Source organism: Sphingomonas sp. Leaf230 (assembly GCF_001421745.1).
GTDB lineage: Bacteria > Pseudomonadota > Alphaproteobacteria > Sphingomonadales > Sphingomonadaceae > Sphingomonas.
In genome coordinates this window covers 143803-160417 of record NZ_LMKW01000009.1, presented here as the reverse complement: position 1 = coordinate 160417, position 16615 = coordinate 143803, and the positions used below count along the sequence as shown (strand labels likewise).

14 protein-coding genes are annotated in these 16615 nt (G+C 65.2%); 7 read left to right on the top strand and 7 right to left on the bottom strand.

Annotated elements, in window-relative coordinates:
- Positions 1–4: 4 nt before the first annotated feature.
- Positions 5–1087 (bottom strand): Zn-dependent alcohol dehydrogenase, encoded by a 1083-nt coding sequence (locus ASE82_RS09785; RefSeq protein ID WP_056062250.1) that lies wholly within the window; start codon positions 1085–1087, stop codon positions 5–7.
- 129 nt (positions 1088–1216) lie between these two features.
- Entirely contained in the window at positions 1217–2500 is a 1284-nt protein-coding gene (locus ASE82_RS09780) for an acyl-CoA dehydrogenase family protein (protein WP_056062247.1), read from the bottom strand.
- A gap of 156 nt (positions 2501–2656) precedes the next feature.
- Between ASE82_RS09780 and ASE82_RS09775 the strand changes: the two genes are divergently transcribed.
- Positions 2657–3901, top strand: a complete 1245-nt coding sequence (locus ASE82_RS09775; RefSeq protein ID WP_056062245.1) for a TetR/AcrR family transcriptional regulator — start codon at positions 2657–2659, stop codon at positions 3899–3901.
- An 87-nt stretch (positions 3902–3988) separates the two neighbouring features.
- Positions 3989–4381, top strand: a complete 393-nt coding sequence (locus tag ASE82_RS09770; RefSeq protein ID WP_056062242.1) for a hypothetical protein — start codon at positions 3989–3991, stop codon at positions 4379–4381.
- 111 nt (positions 4382–4492) lie between these two features.
- Here ASE82_RS09770 and ASE82_RS09765 read toward each other — a convergent pair whose 3' ends face one another.
- The 3 genes from ASE82_RS09765 to ASE82_RS09750 all read right to left on the bottom strand — a co-directional run bounded on the left by ASE82_RS09765 (position 4493) and on the right by ASE82_RS09750 (position 7895).
- Complete coding sequence (locus tag ASE82_RS09765; protein WP_056062239.1) at positions 4493–5794, bottom strand: spinster family MFS transporter; 1302 nt, start codon at positions 5792–5794, stop codon at positions 4493–4495.
- A gap of 661 nt (positions 5795–6455) precedes the next feature.
- The gene (locus ASE82_RS09755; RefSeq protein ID WP_056062233.1) at positions 6456–7187 is read right to left on the bottom strand and encodes a hypothetical protein; all 732 of its coding nucleotides are present in this window, start codon (positions 7185–7187) and stop codon (positions 6456–6458) included.
- 93 nt (positions 7188–7280) lie between these two features.
- The gene (locus tag ASE82_RS09750) at positions 7281–7895 is read right to left on the bottom strand and encodes a glutathione S-transferase family protein (RefSeq protein WP_056062231.1); all 615 of its coding nucleotides are present in this window, start codon (positions 7893–7895) and stop codon (positions 7281–7283) included.
- 74 nt (positions 7896–7969) lie between these two features.
- Between ASE82_RS09750 and ASE82_RS09745 the strand changes: the two genes are divergently transcribed.
- The 5 genes from ASE82_RS09745 (at position 7970) to ASE82_RS09725 (ending at position 13094) form a co-directional block, all read left to right on the top strand.
- The gene (locus ASE82_RS09745; protein WP_056062227.1) at positions 7970–9556 is read left to right on the top strand and encodes a class I adenylate-forming enzyme family protein; all 1587 of its coding nucleotides are present in this window, start codon (positions 7970–7972) and stop codon (positions 9554–9556) included.
- On the top strand, positions 9553–10329 hold the full coding sequence (locus ASE82_RS09740; RefSeq protein ID WP_056062225.1) for a thioesterase family protein: 777 nt from the start codon (positions 9553–9555) through the stop codon (positions 10327–10329). Before ASE82_RS09745 ends, ASE82_RS09740 begins: the two co-directional genes overlap by 4 nt.
- A 113-nt stretch (positions 10330–10442) precedes the next feature.
- Complete coding sequence (locus ASE82_RS09735; RefSeq protein WP_056062222.1) at positions 10443–10955, top strand: EF-hand domain-containing protein; 513 nt, start codon at positions 10443–10445, stop codon at positions 10953–10955.
- Between the two features lie 68 nt (positions 10956–11023).
- A complete protein-coding gene (locus ASE82_RS09730) occupies positions 11024–11743 on the top strand; it encodes a response regulator (protein WP_056062218.1) in 720 nt (239 codons plus the stop codon).
- Positions 11744–11789: 46 nt separating this feature from the next.
- Positions 11790–13094: a sensor histidine kinase gene (locus ASE82_RS09725; RefSeq protein ID WP_082441423.1), complete on the top strand. Its 1305-nt coding sequence runs from the start codon at positions 11790–11792 to the stop codon at positions 13092–13094.
- A gap of 39 nt (positions 13095–13133) precedes the next feature.
- On the opposite strand, the gene ASE82_RS09720 is transcribed toward ASE82_RS09725, so the two are convergent.
- Both ASE82_RS09720 and ASE82_RS09715 read right to left on the bottom strand, forming a co-directional pair.
- Entirely contained in the window at positions 13134–14423 is a 1290-nt protein-coding gene (locus tag ASE82_RS09720) for an MFS transporter (RefSeq protein WP_056062210.1), read from the bottom strand.
- On the bottom strand, positions 14423–16555 hold the full coding sequence (locus ASE82_RS09715) for a M3 family metallopeptidase (protein ID WP_056062208.1): 2133 nt from the start codon (positions 16553–16555) through the stop codon (positions 14423–14425). The genes ASE82_RS09720 and ASE82_RS09715 overlap by 1 nt, the downstream gene beginning before the upstream one ends.
- Positions 16556–16615 lie beyond the last annotated feature (60 nt).

Genomic DNA, 16615 nt, shown 5'->3' with positions numbered 1-16615 from the left:
TCGCTCACGAGAAGGTGATCACGCTGCGTGTCGTGTCGCCGCGGCGAAGTTCGTCGAACGCGTCGTTGATGCGCTCGAGCGGCATCCGGTCGGCGATGATCGTGTCGAGATCGAGCAGCCCGCGCATGTAGAAATCGACCAGCCGCGGGATGTCGACCGGAAACCGGTTCGAGCCCATGAAGCCGCCCTGCAACCGCTTGCCCGACAGCAGGTCCATCGCGGACAGCCCGACCTTCTCGCCGAGCGGCATCATTCCGAGGATCGTCGCGGTCCCGCCACGTCGCAGCACTTTCACAGCGGTTGCCGCTGATTGCGCGCGCCCGACCGCCTCGATCGCGTGGTGCACACCGCCCTTGGTGATCGCAACGACCTCGTCCGCAGCGGTGTCGGACAGCGCGTCGATGCTGTGCGTCGCGCCGAGTTTTTCCGCCATCGCGCGCTTCTCGGGGACCGGATCGAGCGCGATGATCTTCCCTGCGCCGGCGATCTTGGCCGCGTTGACCGCCGCGAGCCCGATGCCGCCGCAGCCGACCACGCATACCGTCTCGCCCGGAGTCACGTCGGTAGTGTTGAACACCGCCCCCGCCCCGGTGGTAATCGCGCAGCCGAGCAGCGCGGCACGATCCATCGGCATGTCGCGGTCGATCGCGACGCAGGCGTGTTCGTGGACCAGCATCATTTCCGCGTAGGCGCTGAGGTTGAGCATCTGCGCGATCGGCCGGTCGCCGAGCATGAGGCGCGGCGCAGCACCCTTGGGACGGCGAACGCTGGCGTCTATGCACAGCGACATCCGCCCGGTGACGCAGAACTCGCACTGACCGCAGAACGCCGAAAGACAGGTCACGACATGGTCGCCGACCTTAACGCCGCGCACCTCGTCGCCGATCGCCTCGACCACACCGCAAGCCTCATGCCCCGGAATCGTCGGCATCGCGTGCGGATAGGCGCCGTCGACAAAATGCAGGTCGGACCGGCACACGCCGACCGCGACGGTGCGGATCAGTACCTCATGCGCCGTCGGCTTCGAGACGGTCACGTCCTCGATGCTGAGCGGGGTGTTGGCTTCGAAAAGGACTGCGGCTTTCATGGGTAGTCAGGCTCCGAAAATTGGCGGGCGGACAATCAAAGATTCCGTTCGTCCTGACCGCAGTCGGAGGATATTGCCCCAAGCGAGCCAGTCCTTCGACTTCGCTCAGGACGAACGGGAAGGATGGGTTTACCGGCTAACCCCGACGTCCCCGCTGGACACGCCACCCTTGCGGAAGTCGCCGTATTTCCCGAACTCATTCCTCGCGATCGAGCGGTTGTGGACCTCATCCGGACCGTCCGCGAACCGCAGCGTCCGCATCGCGGCCCAGTCATGCGCGAGCCGGAAGTCGCCCGAGACACCGCCGCCGCCATGCGCCTGGATAGCGTCGTCGAGTATCCGCAACGCCATGTTCGGCGCCGCGACCTTGATCATCGAGATCTCGATCTGCGCGGACTTGTTGCCCGCCTTGTCCATCATGTCCGCGGCCTTGAGGCAGAGCAAACGAGTCATCTCGATATCAATCCGCGCGGTCGCGATCCGCTCCTCCCACACCGAGAAGTCCGCGATCCGCTTGCCGAACGCGACGCGGTCGAGCAGCCGCCGCGCCATCGCCTCGATCGCAGTCTCAGCGACACCGATGGTGCGCATGCAGTGATGGATACGCCCCGGTCCAAGCCGCCCCTGCGCGATCTCGAACCCGCGCCCTTCGCCGAGCAGCACGTTCTCGACCGGCACGCGGACGTTTTCCAGCACGACTTCACCATGCCCATGCGGCGCGTGGTCATAGCCATAGACGGAAAGCATGCGCTTGATCGTCACGCCGGGCGTATCCATCGGCACGAGGATCTGGCTCTGCTGCTGATGCCGCGAGCCCTCGAAGCTCGTCTTGCCCATGACGATCGCGATCTTGCAACGCGGATCGCCGACGCCGCTCGACCACCACTTAGTCCCGTTGATGACGTAATGATCGCCGTCGCGCACCATCGACGTTTCGATGTTGGTCGCATCCGACGACGCCACCGCAGGCTCGGTCATCAGGAACGCCGAGCGGATCTCGCCGCGCATCAACGGCCCGAGCCACCGGTCCTTTTGCTCGCGCGTGCCATAGCGGTGAAACACCTCCATGTTGCCGGTATCGGGCGCCGAGCAGTTGAAGCACTCGCTCGCCCAGCTGACCTTGCCCATCTCCTCCGCGCATAACGCATATTCGAGATTGGTCAGCTGCGTGCCTTCGAACTCGAACGAATCGTCGACGTGCGTCTGACCCGAATGCGGCGGCATGAAGAAATTCCAGAGGCCGGCGGCCTTGGCCTTCTCCTTCATCTCCTCGATCACCGGAATCACCTTCCAGCGCTCGCCCTCATGCGCCTGCTGGTCGTAATCGGCCTGTCGCGGGCGGATATTCTGGTCGATGAAATCCCGGACCCGATCCCGGAAATACGTCTCTCGTTCGCTAAGCGTAAAATCCATGCGGGCTCTCCATCCGTCGTCGCTTTGGTGGCGGGTTAGACCATACCGCGTATTCGGTAAAGCGTGCGCGGGGCCCCCGAAAGCATGTTTTCAAGTCCGCCCTGAAAGCGCCTAAAAAGCACTGTATCTTCAAATCGAAGCTGTTAGGGTATTTCGATGAAGGTTCCGGCAGACGTCAGCGACGAGAGCGAACAGGGCACCAAGCGCTTCCGGGCGAAGCGTGACGCGATCCTCGCCGCGGCGGCAGCAGCGATCAACGAACAGAGTGCCAAGGGCATGACGTTCGCGGATGTGGCGCGGCGCGTCGGGCTCAACACGACCAGCGTTACCTATTATTTCAAGCGCAAGGAAGACCTTGCCGCCGCAGCGTTCGAGAACACGCTCGAGTCGCTGATCGCGATGCTCGACGTCGCGGCGGAAGAAGCGACGCCGGAGGACCGTGTTCGGCGCTATCTCGCGCTCAACATGGACCGGCTCGGGCGGATCCAGCGCGGCGAGGAGAAGGCGTTCGCCGTCCTCTCCGATCTGCGCGCGACCGAGGAGCCGATGCGCGGCCGGCTGATGGCGGGCTGGCGCGAGGTGTTCCGCCGCACGCGGCTGTTGTGGGGACCGACGTCCTCCCGCGCGCAGACCGATCTCAACGGCGCACGCGCGCACGTGCTGCTGGAGAACACGTTCTGGCTGCCGATCTGGCTGACGCGGTACGAGCCTGACCAGTACGGCCGGGTCGAAGAGCGACTGATGGACGTGTTCGCGCACGGTATCGCGGGCAAGGACGCCAAATGGTCGCCTACCCTGCTCGACCTCAGCCATGACGAGGCGGAGCCGGGGCGGGAGGCGTTCCTGCTGGCGGCGACGCGTCTGATCAACGAACTCGGCTATCGCGGTGCGTCGGTGCAGAAGATCGCGTCCGAACTGAACGTCACCAAGGGCAGCTTCTACCACCATCTCGATGCGAAGGACGATCTCGTCATCGCCTGCTATCGCCGCAGCTTCGACACAATCGCCGATGCGCAGAGCCGCGGTGAGGCCGAGGGCGGGAGTTATTGGCACAAATTGTCGAGCACCGTCGCGACCTTGCTCGACGTCCAGTTCGCCGAACGGGGTCCGTTGCTCCGCACAACGGCGCTGAGCGGCCTTCCGGTCGGCGTGCGCAACGCGATGGTCGATCGATCGAACGGCATCGCGCGACGCTATGCCGGCATGATGATGGACGGCATCGGCGAAGGCTCGATCCGCGCGGTCGATGCGCTGATCGCGGCGCAGGCGTTGATGGCGCTCCAGAACGCAGCGTTCGACATGCGCAAATGGGCGTCGACGATGCCGCGCGAGCGGGCGATCGCGATGTACGCCTCGACGCTGATGTTCGGGCTGTTCGACGATCGGATGGCGACAGGCTGACCGCATTCGGGTGCGTTCGCATCCGTTACGGTTTCCTTACCTTGTGTTAAACCGCGCGGCCCGATGCGACCTCCCAACGGAGGCGTCATGCATAGTATTACCACGGATCTCGGGTCGGGGATCATTGAAGTCGAGGCCTCGGGGTTCTGGACCATCGCGCATGTCGAGGACTTCCTGCGCGATCTCGAGCGGGAGGCGCGTCGCGTGCTGGCGACGGGCAAGCGCCACATGTTGCTCTGCAATTTCTCGAAATCCGCGATCCAGCCTCAGGAGGTAATTACGATGCTGCAACGCGTGGCGGTGTCGATGCCGCTGAAGTCGCGAAGGGTAGCGCTTTATACCGAGGGCAAGCTCGCGCGGCTGCAGGTCAAGCGGATCGCGTCGGTGCGCGACGACATGGCGGTGTTCGACGACCGCGAAACGGCGCTGGCGTGGATGCTGGCGGATTCGTCAGCCCACCCACGCTCAATGCATCCGTGACTTGCCGCCCACGCCCGGTCACCCTGACGGAAGTCAGGACCTATAACTACGAACGCCGTCCCTCGTGATCCTGGATCCTGACTTTCGTCAGGATGACGAGGGAAGGGACAGTTACCTCGCAGCATCCTCGGCACGCTTGAGCAGGACCCCGGCGCGCCAATAGTGGAACAGCGCCCACGGCGTCATCAACACGATGATGATCAGCGCATAGCGTAATGAATCCTCACCGAACCCTGGCTTCAACAGATCGCTGAGCCAACCGACCAATGTCGGTCCAAGCCCCAACCCGACGAGATTGATCACCAGCAGCGTGATCGCCGCCCACATCGCACGGATCTGCAAAGGGGCGAGGTGCTGGATCAGCGCAAAGCTTGGCCCAAGATACGAGTTGGCGAAGATCAACGAGACAAAATAGCTGCCGACCGCGATGGCCGGCGCGTCGATCAGGTAGAAGGCGAGCGCGAACGGGAGCGACAGGCCCTTCATCACGAGGACGACCCAGGCCTGGACGTGGAGCCCGTGACGCTTGGCGAGCACGTCCGCGATCTTGCCGCCCGCCAGCGCCGAGATCGCGCCGAACAGCGCGCCGGGCAACGCGATGTAGCGCGAGATGTCGAGCATCGAGATGCCAAGCGAGCGCTGGATGTAGCTTGGGCCCCAGCCGGTCAGCGCGTAACCGATCATCGAGGTGAGCGTGACGCCGACCACCAGATGCCGCGCCGGGGCACTCGCCCACATCGACGCGAACCCCTGCGCGACGCTTGGCATCGGCGCGGCCACCGCACGGGCAGCGTCGGACAGGCCGCGACGGGGCTCGACCATGAACAGGCGCACCAGCAGCGCGAGCACGATCCCCGGCAGCCCGACGGTCATCATCGCTATCCGCCAGCCGTAGGAGTGCGCGACGACGCCACCGATCAGCGTGCCGAAGCCTGCGCCGAGCACTACACCGAGCGAATACACCGCCATCGCACTGGCGCGCTTCTCGGGCGGGTAGAGATCGGCGATGATCGAATGGCTGGGCGGGCTCGACCCCGCCTCGCCGATGCCGACGCCGATCCGGAACAGCATCAACTGCGTGAAATTCTGCGCGAGCCCGCACAGCGCGGTCATCGCGCTCCAGATCGTCAGGCTGGCCGCGATGATGTTGCGCCGACTGGTCCGATCCGCGAGTCGCGCAACCGGAATGCCGAGCGTGGCATAGAAGATCGCGAACACGAGTCCGGACAGCAACCCGAGTTGTGTATCGGTCAGCAGCAGGTCCGCCTTGATCCGCTCGAGCAAGATGGCGAGGATCTGGCGGTCCATGTAGCTGAAGAAATAGGTGAAGGTGAGCAGCGCGAGCGTCAGGCCCCGTCGCTTCATCGCCAACGCGTCAGCGATCTCGGGATGGGACTGATACGCTGCGGCCATCGGCAATACCTCGAAGTCGAAACAGGCCTTACGCTACGGCAAACCAGGCGTACCAGACAAGCTAAAGCTTCATTCCTGACCGACCTGCGACGAGCCGACGGCGTATGGATGACGAGCGACATTACCGCTGCGAAGCAATGTCTTACGGGTTTGACGGCGTTATCGGTGTTTCGCGAGAAGGACGGCGGAAGATGCGTCCTCGTTCGGGTCGCTCTTCCGCCTTATCCCCTCTCCAACGTCGTGGCCGGGCTCGTCTCCGCTTCACCAATGGAGCGGGGCGTCCGGGCAATCTGAATACCGGGTATGCGGGTCCCCTCGCATAGATTCGCGACGTTGCAAAGCGTATTTTCCTTATCGCTCCCGCCAGGGATGGAATCCCTCGTGACGTCCAGCTTGCCCGCCACGGCCCCTGCCTCGCCTCCCACGCAACACAATCGCTGGAGCATTCCGAAGACTGACTTATTTAATCGGCCCCCGCCAAACGCGGCGAGATCCCACTGCTCTAGAAGAAGCCAAGCCCGACCTCACTATCGAGGCGATCGCGGCTCGGCCGGCGGCGATCGCCGCGTACGAGAGGGCAAGGCGATCGACGACAGCATCAAGCCCAGCACCGACGAAGCGAAGAATCCGCTGCTCGGACAGACGCGGTGCAGGCCGGACGTTAGTCGCTGATCGTCCACCCCAGCCGCGGATCGCCACCGCGGACGGGTTGGGCGGCAGCCAATTTTTGGGCGAAACTGCCACTGGCTACGTAGGCTGGTGGAACGGGCATCGCGGCCGGTGAACTATAGGCCACGGCTACGTAGGATGGCGGCACTAGGGCCGGACCTCGCGCGAACGACACGGCGGCAGGCGGCATCGGCGGTGCGTACCGGGCCATCCGTATCGCTGGACGCGCGATCCGGGTCGCCTCGCCGGTGAACGCGGTGAACTGGCGCCCCTCCTCGAACACGGCGTTGTGCCCGGTGACGAACGCCCCCGCGACGACACCGCCCACGATGATCGTCCCGATCGTCTCGCCGGTCCGGCCATCTCCGGCGGCGTGATAGCGACCAACGACGGGCACGCTGCGACCACCGACTTCGACCGAGCGCAGTTCGATATCGAGCTTGCCGGATTTGCCGAACGCGCCCTTGCCGGTCCTGAAGGTGACCGCGCCAACGCCGGGAGCCCCGCGCGGGATCAACACCGCGCCATCGACGATCACGTCCCGCGCGACCGATACAGCGACGGTTTGCCCGACGCGTGCGCGATCCGACGCGATCTCCTCGTCCAGGCGCAATACCATCTCGGTATGCGCTGGCACGACGATCGCCGCATCCGTCGGCGCGTCCTGCGCGGCTATGGCGGTGGGTAGCGTGCACAATGCCGCAACGACGATCAGCTTGTGCACTCGATTTCTCCCCTGCGGGCACGGTCCGTCCCGCGCCGGAGATAGCCGAGGAAGGACTTCTATCGTGTGAAACGAGTTGGTTAACTGCGCCGGTTACGCTTGGGCACTCGGTCGGGCGGAGGCACGGGCATGCCATGCCCTCAGATGTTCGAGATCGTCGGGCATCGCGATGCCGACGAACTTGGCGAAGTCGATCGTCGTGAGCAGGACGATATCGGCAATCGTGTAGCGCTCGCCATCTAGCCAGTCGCGACCGGCGAGCGCGCGGTCGAACTCCGCCATTGCGGCGAGAACGCGCGGGCGCTGGCTTTCACCGAACTCGGTATATTGCGGCTGGACGATCCGCGCGGTCCAGGGATGCGTGTGCAGCCAGACCATCGACAACGGCGTCATCAGCCGCAGTTCGATCCGCCGCGTCCACATGTCGATCTCGGCGATATTGTGCGCGCCGTGGCCGAACATCGGCGGGTCGGGATGGAGGATCTCGAAGTAACGACAGATCGCGACGCTCTCGGTCAGCACGCGGCCGTCGTCGAACGTAAGCGCAGGCGTCTGGCCGAGTGGATTCACCGCGAGGAACGGCTCCGCCTTGTGCTCGGCCTTGGGAATCGAGATCTGCGCCATCGGCACGCGGACATGCTTTTCGGCGAGGAAGATGCGGACGCGGCGCGGGTTGGGCGCGGGCAGTGCGCTATCGTAGAACAGCAACGGCGTCTCCTCGACATCGGTTTTCGAATATACCGTATGGCATTGCCGGACGCGTTCGCCTAGCGATGCGTCGCATGACGACCGCCGCAGACATGCTTGCCACCGGCTTTGCCACCCTCCCCGACTTGATCCGTGCGCACGCGCTGGAACGGGGAGATCGGACGGCCGTTGCCGATGCGCAGGGTAGTATCGACTATCGGACGCTCGATGCGATGATGGACCGGGTGGCGGCGGCGTTGCAGCGCGATGGGGTCAAGCCCGGGAGCGCGGTGGCGATCGTCGCGGCGCCCACGACGGACTATGCGGCGGTATTCCTTGGTGCGGTACGCGCGGGGTGTGTTGCGACACCAATCGCGCCGTCCGCTACGCCGGCTGCGATCGCGGCGATGATTGCGGATAGTGGCGCGGCGGTAGTGTTTCTCGACGCGGAGAATGCTTGGGCGTTGAAGGGGCAACAGTTGATCGCCAGCGTGGTTTTGTTCCCCCGCGGAGGCGGGGGTCCAGACTGGGCCCCCGCCTCCGCGGGGGAACAAGCTTTCTACCGTTTCGAGGACTGGCTGGCTCCCTCGAACGCCAAGCCGACCCCGGTCACGATCGCACCCGAAGACCCGTTCAACATCATTTACTCGTCCGGCACGACCGGTACGCCCAAGGGTATCGTCCAGAGCCACGCGATGCGCTGGGCGCACGTCTCCCGCAACACGGCGGCGGGGTTCGACACCGCGGTCACGATGATCGCCACCCCGCTCTATTCGAACACTACGCTGGTCAGCTTCCTGCCGACGCTCGGCTGGGGCGGTAGCGTCGTGCTGATGGGCAAGTTCGACGCGCGCGCCTATCTCGAACTCGCGCAGCTTTATCACGCGACGCACACGATGCTCGTCCCCGTTCAGTATCAACGGATCATGGCGCTGCCGGATTTCGACGACTTCGACCTGTCGGCATTCCGCTTCAAGACCAGCACCAGCGCGCCCTTTTCCGCAGCGCTGAAGGCTGACGTGGTCGCACGCTGGCCGGGCGTGCTGGTCGAATTCTACGGCATGACCGAAGGCGGCGCGAGTTGCGCGCTGAACGCGACGGCAAACCCGACCAAGCTCCACACCGTCGGTCAGCCGATGCCCGGACACGAGATCCGCCTGATCGACGATGACGGCGTCGAGGTCGCGCCCGGCGAGATGGGCGAAGTCGTCGGCCGCAGCCCGGCAATGATGAACGGCTATCACGGCCGATCGGAGGCGACGCGTGACGCCGAATGGCATGACGCCGACGGCAACCGCTACATCCGCCACGGCGACGTGGGGCGGTTCGACGAGGACGGTTTCCTGACGCTGATGGACCGGAAGAAGGACCTGATCATCTCGGGCGGGTTCAACATCTATCCGTCCGACCTGGAGGCGGTATTGGCACGGCACCCGGCGGTCGCGGATTGCGCGGTGATCGGCGTTCCGTCGGAGGCCTGGGGCGAGACGCCGGTCGGGTTCTACGTCCCGCGAGCCGATGCAGTCGAAGATGCCGCCATCATCCTGGCCTGGGTGAACGGCCAACTCGGGAAGACACAACGGCTGTCCGCCCTTCATATAGCCGACGAACTGCCCCGCAGCGCGATCGGAAAAGTCCTCAAGCGCGAACTCCGCGACCGGCTCGCGGGAGCGGCCGCATGACGAGTCTCAAACAGGCGATCGACGTGCTCGAGCCGATCGACGGCGGCTGGCGCGGGACGGTGCCCGAGAATTGGTTGCAGGGCCGCACCGCTTATGGCGGCTTCTCCGCCGCACTCGCGCTGCATGCCGCGCAGAAATCGGACGTCGACCTGCCGCCGCTGCGATCCGCGCAGGTGTCGTTCATCGGCCCCCTCTCCGGCGACATCGTGATCCGCGCGAGCCGGTTGCGGCGCGGGCGCAACGCCGCGTTTGTCCAGGCGGATGTCGAGAGCGAGGCCGGGCTCGGGCTGCGCGCGACGTTCGTGTTCATGGGCGCGGTCGCGTCGCGCGTCGATCACCAGACTGGCGTCGCGCCCGACTTCCCGATGCCGGAGCCCGATACGCGGACGTTTCGCGGGACCAGCGCGGTCGCGTTCTCGCGCAACTTCGACCTGCTTGATCGCCGGGACGACGGCGTCGGTGCGGCAGAGTGGCTGCGCTGGGTGCGACTGGCCGAGCGTGACGGGCTGGATCCAATGGTCGAGCTCGTCGCGGTCGCAGACTGCCTGCCGCCGTCCGCGCTGAAACTGCTGGGCGGCCCCGCCCCACTCAGTTCGATGACGTGGCTGCTCAATATCCTCGGTCCGCAACCGGTGACGCGCGACGGCTGGTGGCTGCTCCGCGCGACCACCGATTACGTGCGCGAGGGCAGTTCGAGCCAGCAAATGGCGATCTGGAACGCGGACGGCACACCGGTCGCCGAACAGATGCAGAGCGTCGCGATCTTCGCCTGACCACTGACATATCTTGCGACACATTGCCGGCGCTGCGGCAAAACCCTGCGACAACCGGGGTTTAGAACGACGGTCATTCGATGGGAATTCGTCCCACTCCGCCGGAGACCGACATGCGCAAGACCGTCCTCACCCTGATGCTCGTCGCCAGCGCGATCACGTCCGCCGCCAGCGCGCAAACCGCCCCCGCGACACCCCGCCCACCGATGCGTCAGGACGCGAACCACGACGGCGTTTCCACGCGCGCGGAAGCGATCGCGCAGGCCGACGCCCGCTTCGCACAGATGGATACAGACCATGACGGCCGGATCACCGCCGGCGAGATGCGCGCCTATCGCGAGGCGCTGCACGACCGGATGGTCGCCAGCGGTCGCGACGTCCCCGTGCCGCCGCCGGGCGGTCGCAAGCATGACGGCATGGGGCGCCGGATGGATCCGAACGGCGACGGCAGCGTAACGCGCGACGAGTTCGAGGCGCGCGCGCTCAAACGGTTCGACCGGATGGATGCCAACCACGACGGCACGATCGATGCGACCGAGCGCGCCAACGCCGCCGAGATGCGCCACGTCGACCGGCGCGAACGCCGCGATGGCGGAACCCAGCCCGCACCTACACCTGCTCAATAATTCGGAAGAGGAGAGGCATCGGGCGTCGATGCTTCCCCTGGACAGCCGCCATGCTAGACACTGCCCCGATGGGAGATATGCCGCACCTGCTGCTCGTCGACGACGAGCGCTCGATCCGCGAGCCGCTGGCCGTGTACCTCACCAAACAGGGGTTTCGCGTCACGCAGGCGGGCGATGCCGAGGCGGCGCGGACGCGGCTGACGGCATATGCGATCGATCTCGTCATCCTCGACATCATGATGCCGGGCGAGGACGGGTTGTCGCTCTGTCGCCACATCGCGGCAACGAGCGACGTGCCGGTGATCCTGCTGACCGCGCGCGCGGAGGAGACGGACCGGATCGTCGGGCTCGAGATGGGCGCGGATGATTATGTCGTGAAGCCGTTTTCGCCGCGCGAGCTGGCGACGCGCGTGAAAGTGGTGCTGCGACGCGCGACCGCGGGCGGATCGCGCCAGCATGCGCCGGAGAGCAGTTCCTACGGGTTCGCCGGCTGGGTCCTCAAATCGGGCGAGCGCGCGCTGATCGATCGCGAGGGCGTCTCGGTGCCGCTGTCGACCGGCGAGTACAACCTGCTGCTCGCGCTGGTGACGCGCCCGCGCCAGGTGCTCACGCGTGACCAGTTGCTCGACCTGACACAGGGGCGCGAGGCCGCGGCGTTCGACCGTGCGATCGACAACCAAATCAGCCGGTTGCGGCGCAAGATCGAGGCGGATGCGAAGACGCCGGAATTGATCAAGACGGTCTGGGGCGGCGGCTATACGCTGGCGGCCGAAGTCACCCGCCTGTGAGTGCGCGCGCGTGAGACGGCCGTGGCCGCGCAGCCTCGCCGGCCAGATGGCGCTGCTGATCGCGCTCGCGCTGTTGGTGGCGCAGGTCATCAACTTTGGCATGATCCTGCACGATCGCTCCGAATTCCGCCTTGCCCAGGCGACGCGACCGGTCGCGACCCGGATCGCCGACGCGCTGGACCGCGAGGCGCATGGCGGCCGCGCGCTGAGCCCCGACCACGGCCGCGTCCGCCGCTTGCCGGCCAATCCGATCCCGCCAGCGATGTTCGAGCGCCATCCCGAGGTCGCCACCGAACTGCGCCGGCAATTCGCCGATCTAGGGCTGACGGTCGGGCGGATCGATACCGGCCTTCGCCCCGCCACCGACGAGACCAGCGACGCGCATCGCCGCGACGGGCTGCGGCGCGGCGATCGGCAGGGCGCGACGCTGCTGATCGCGATAGAGCAGCCCGGACGCGGATGGCTGGCGATCACCGCGCCTTGGCCGCAGCCTGGTTGGCGGCTGCTACTCGCGGTGCTGACGCAGACCGCGATCCTTTACATCATCGTGTTGCTGCCGGTCCTCTGGATCGTCCGACGGATCTCCCGCCCGCTCCAGGATCTGCGGCGCGCGGCGGAGAGCTTTCGGCCGGGCGATCCGGGTGCGCCGATGCCGCCGCATGGGCCCGACGATGTCGTCGCGCTGATCGCGGCGTTCAACGCGCTGAGGCTGCGCGTCACGGGAATGCTCGACGAGAAGGACCGGATGCTCGGCGCGATCGGGCATGACCTGCGCACGCCGCTGGCGGCCCTGCGGGTCCGCATCGAGTCTGTCGAAGACGATACCGATCGCGCTCGGATGATCGATACGGTTGCAGAAATGAACCGGACGCTCGACGACATCCTGTCGCTGGCACGGCTGGGACGGCCAAGCGAGCCGCTGACCGACGTAGACCTCGCGGCGCTGGTCGATGCGGTGGTCGAGGATTTCCGCGATATCGGCAGCGATGTGAGCTTCGTCGAGACGGAGCGGCTGCGGATGCATCTGCGCCCCTCGCTGATCCGCCGCGCGGTCCGCAATTTGATCGAGAACGCCATCAAATACGGCGTGTCGGCAGAAGTGCGTGTCGAGGCGGGTGCGAAGACCGTGGCGATCGTCGTAGCGGATCAGGGACCCGGTATCCCGGAGGATCGGATGGGCGACGTGTTCGACGCCTTCACCCGGCTAGAGAGTTCGCGCAATCGCGAGACGGGCGGGATCGGCCTGGGTCTGGCGCTGGCCCGCGCGATCGTGCGCGAAGCTGGCGGTGAAATCCGCTTGGTCAACCGCCCGGCTGGCGGTCTCGACGCGATCATCGAGCTCCCGCGCTAATTCTGCTCCCTCTCCCCTACGGGGAGAGGGAGCAGAAGCTCAATCCTCGACGATTTGGCTGTTCGTCCGCGTATCCTTCATGCGGAGATAGACGACCAGCGACACCGCGATCATCGCTGTCACGTACCAGTAGAAGCCGCGTTCGAAGCCCGCGCCCTTGAACTTCAACGCGACGAACTCCGCGGTCCCGCCGAACAGCGTATTCGCCAGCGCATAAGGCAAGGCGACACCCAGCGCGCGGATATGCGCCGGGAACAGTTCCGCCTTCACGACCGCGTTGATCGAGGTGTAGCCCGTCACGATCACCAGCGCCGCCATCACCAGCAACCCGGCGTAGATCGGGTTGGTCGCGGTCTCCAGCGCGGTGAAGATCGGATAGGTGAACAGCACGCCGGCAATACCGAACCCGACCATCAGCGGTTTCCGCCCGATCTTGTCCGAAAGCCCGCCCGCGATCGGCTGCAACAGCATGAACACGAACAGCGTCGCGGCGTTAATCTGGCTCGCCACTTCGCGGCTGAACCCGCTGGTGTTGACCAGGAACTTCTGCATGTAGATCGAGTAGGCGTAGAAGGCGAGCGTACCGCCTGCGGTCAGCAGCATCACCGTGATCGTCTCACGCGGATGCTTGGTGATCAACTGGATGAAGCCCGACTTCGGCTTGCCATCGCCTGCATCGGCCTTGGCATTCTCGAAGCTCTGCGTCTCGGCGAGGCCACGACGGATATAGAACACGACCACGGCGAGCACCGCACCGATCGCGAACGGGATGCGCCAGCCCCAGGAATCGAGTGCCGCCTCGCTCATCGTCGACTGCAGCACCAGCAGCACGCAGATCGCGAGCAACTGGCCCGAGATCAGCGTGACGTACTGGAACGACGAGAAGAAGCCGCGGCGGTTCTTGCCCGCCATCTCGGTCAGATACGTCGCCGACGCGCCATATTCGCCGCCGACCGACAGACCCTGCATCAGCCGTGCGATCACCAGCATCGTCGGCGCGAAGACGCCGATCGTCTCATAGCCCGGCGTGCAGGCAATGATGAGCGAGCCGGCACACATCAGCGTGACCGACACCGTCAGCCCCGCCTTGCGACCGTGGCGATCGGCATAGATCCCCATGATCCACGCGCCGATCGGCCGCATCAGGAAGCCGACCGCAAAGACCGCCGCGGTGCTGAGCAACTGCGCGGTGCGATCGGTCGACGGGAAGAAATGCGGTGCGAAATACAGCGTGAAGGCGGAATAGACGTACCAGTCGAACCACTCGACCAGATTGCCCGTCGATCCACCGATGATCGCCTTGAGGCGCGTTTCCTGATCGGGTGCCATTACTTCGTCCCCTGCGGCGCTTGTGTCGGAAAGCCACGCTTCTTGAGCAGCGCGTTCACGTCGGGATCACGCCCCCGAAACGCACGATACGCCTCGGCGCGATCGGTCTCGTTGCCGGTCGACAACAGGATCTTCGCGAACCTGTCGGCGGTCGGCTTGTCCCATGGACTGCCCGCCTCCTCGAACGCCGCGAAGGTGTCCGCGTCCATCGTCTCGGACCACAGGTAGCTGTAATAGCCCGCCGAATAGCTGTCCGACGCGAACAGATGCTGGAACTGCGGTACGCGGTGACGCATCACCAGCTGCTTCGGCATGCCGATCTCGGCGAGTGTCGCGGCCTCGAACTTGTCGGGGTCGATCACGCCGTCGGGCACGGTGTGGATCATCATATCGACGATCGCCGACGACAGATACTCCGCGGTCTTGAAGCCTTCGTTGAACTTGCTCGACTGCTCGATCTTGTCGAGCAACGCCTGCGGCATCGCCGCCTTGGTCTGGTAATGCCGCGCATACTTGTCGAGAACGTCGCGGGTGAGCAGCCAATGCTCGTTCACCTGGCTCGGATATTCCACGAAATCGCGCGGTGTGCCCGCCAGCCCCGGATAATAGACGTTCTGCAGCATCGCGTGGATCGCATGGCCGAACTCGTGGAACAGCGTCTGCGCATCGTCGAGGCTGATCAGGATCGGCTCGCCGGGCGCGCCCTTGGCGAAGTTGTTGTTGTTCGACGACAGCACGAGCTGTGCCGGCGCGAGGCCCCGCTGCCCGCGATAGGTGTTCGCCCACGCCCCCGAACGCTTGCCCGTCCGCGCGAAATCGTCGCGGTAGAACAGCCCGACGTCTTTGCCGTTCTTGTCCGTCACGCTCCACACGCGCATGTTCGGCTCGAACACGGGAACGGTGCCGGTGATCTCCTTGAAGTTCAGCCCGTACAGCCGGTTGGCAGCATACAGCGAACCCTGGATGATGTTGCCGAGCTCGAAATACGGCTTCAACTGCGCCTGATCGAGGTCGTACCGGCTTTTACGCACCTTCTCCTGGTAGAAGCGGTAATCCCATGGCTCGATCGTCAGCGAATTGCCGGCGACCTTCTGCATGTCCGCGACTTCCTCGCCGACGCGTGCCTTCGCCGCGGGCCAGACGCGCATCATAAGGTCCATCGCCGCAGCGGGCGTCTTCGCCATCGTGTCCTGCATCCGCCAGTCGGCGTGCGTCTTGAACCCGAGCAAATGTGCGCGGTCGGCGCGGAGCTTGACGATCTGCGCGATCGTCGCGTTCGTGTCGTTCGCATCGCCATTGTCGCCACGATTGACGAACGCGCGCCATACCTTCTCGCGCAGCGCACGATCGGTGGCGTAGGTCAGCACCGGATCGACCGCCGACCGCGTGTTGACGATCGCGAAGCCCGGCAGCTTCCGCTCCGCAGCGGCGGCCTTGGCAACTGCCTTCACGCTATCGGGCAAGCCCGCGAGTTGCGCCTCGTCAGTGACCGAGATCGCCTTGCTCTCATCCGCGAGTAGCTTCTCGCCAAACGTCGAGAACGCGGTCGCGAGCTGCTGGTTATACTGCGAAAGCTGCGTCTTCTGCGCGTCGGTCAGCTTGGCACCCTGGCGTACATAGCTGTCGTAGATCCGCGTCACGAGCCGGATCTGCTGCGCATTCAACCCGCTCGAATTGCGGCCTGCGTAGATCGCCTGGATCCGCGCGAACAGCGGCTTGTCGAATGTGATCGCATCCGACGCCGCAGAGAATTTGGGCGACCATTCGCGGTCGAGCTTCTGATACGCCGGGGTGTTCATGTTGCCGGTCATCACGCCGAACAGCGTCATCACCTGACCATAGCGCTTGCCGGCCAACTGCATCCGCACGATCGTGTTGGCGAAGGTCGGCTTGGCCGGATTGTCGGCGATCTTGCGGTATTCGGCGGTCCGTTCAGCGAGCGTCGTCTCGAACGCCTGCGGGAACAGTTCGGGGCGAACCTTGTCCCAGGGCGGCACTCCGCCCAGCGGACCGGTCCAGTCGGCCAGCAAGGGGTTCGCGGCGGGTGTCGTGGACGTCGCACCCGTCTGCGCGACGATCGACGTAGACGCCATCAGCGCAACGGCGCTGGCGGCGAGGTATAGAAACTGCACATGGATCTCCCGGTCAATGTACCGGGTAGCATAGTGATAAAGTTACGTAGCGGAAGGCGT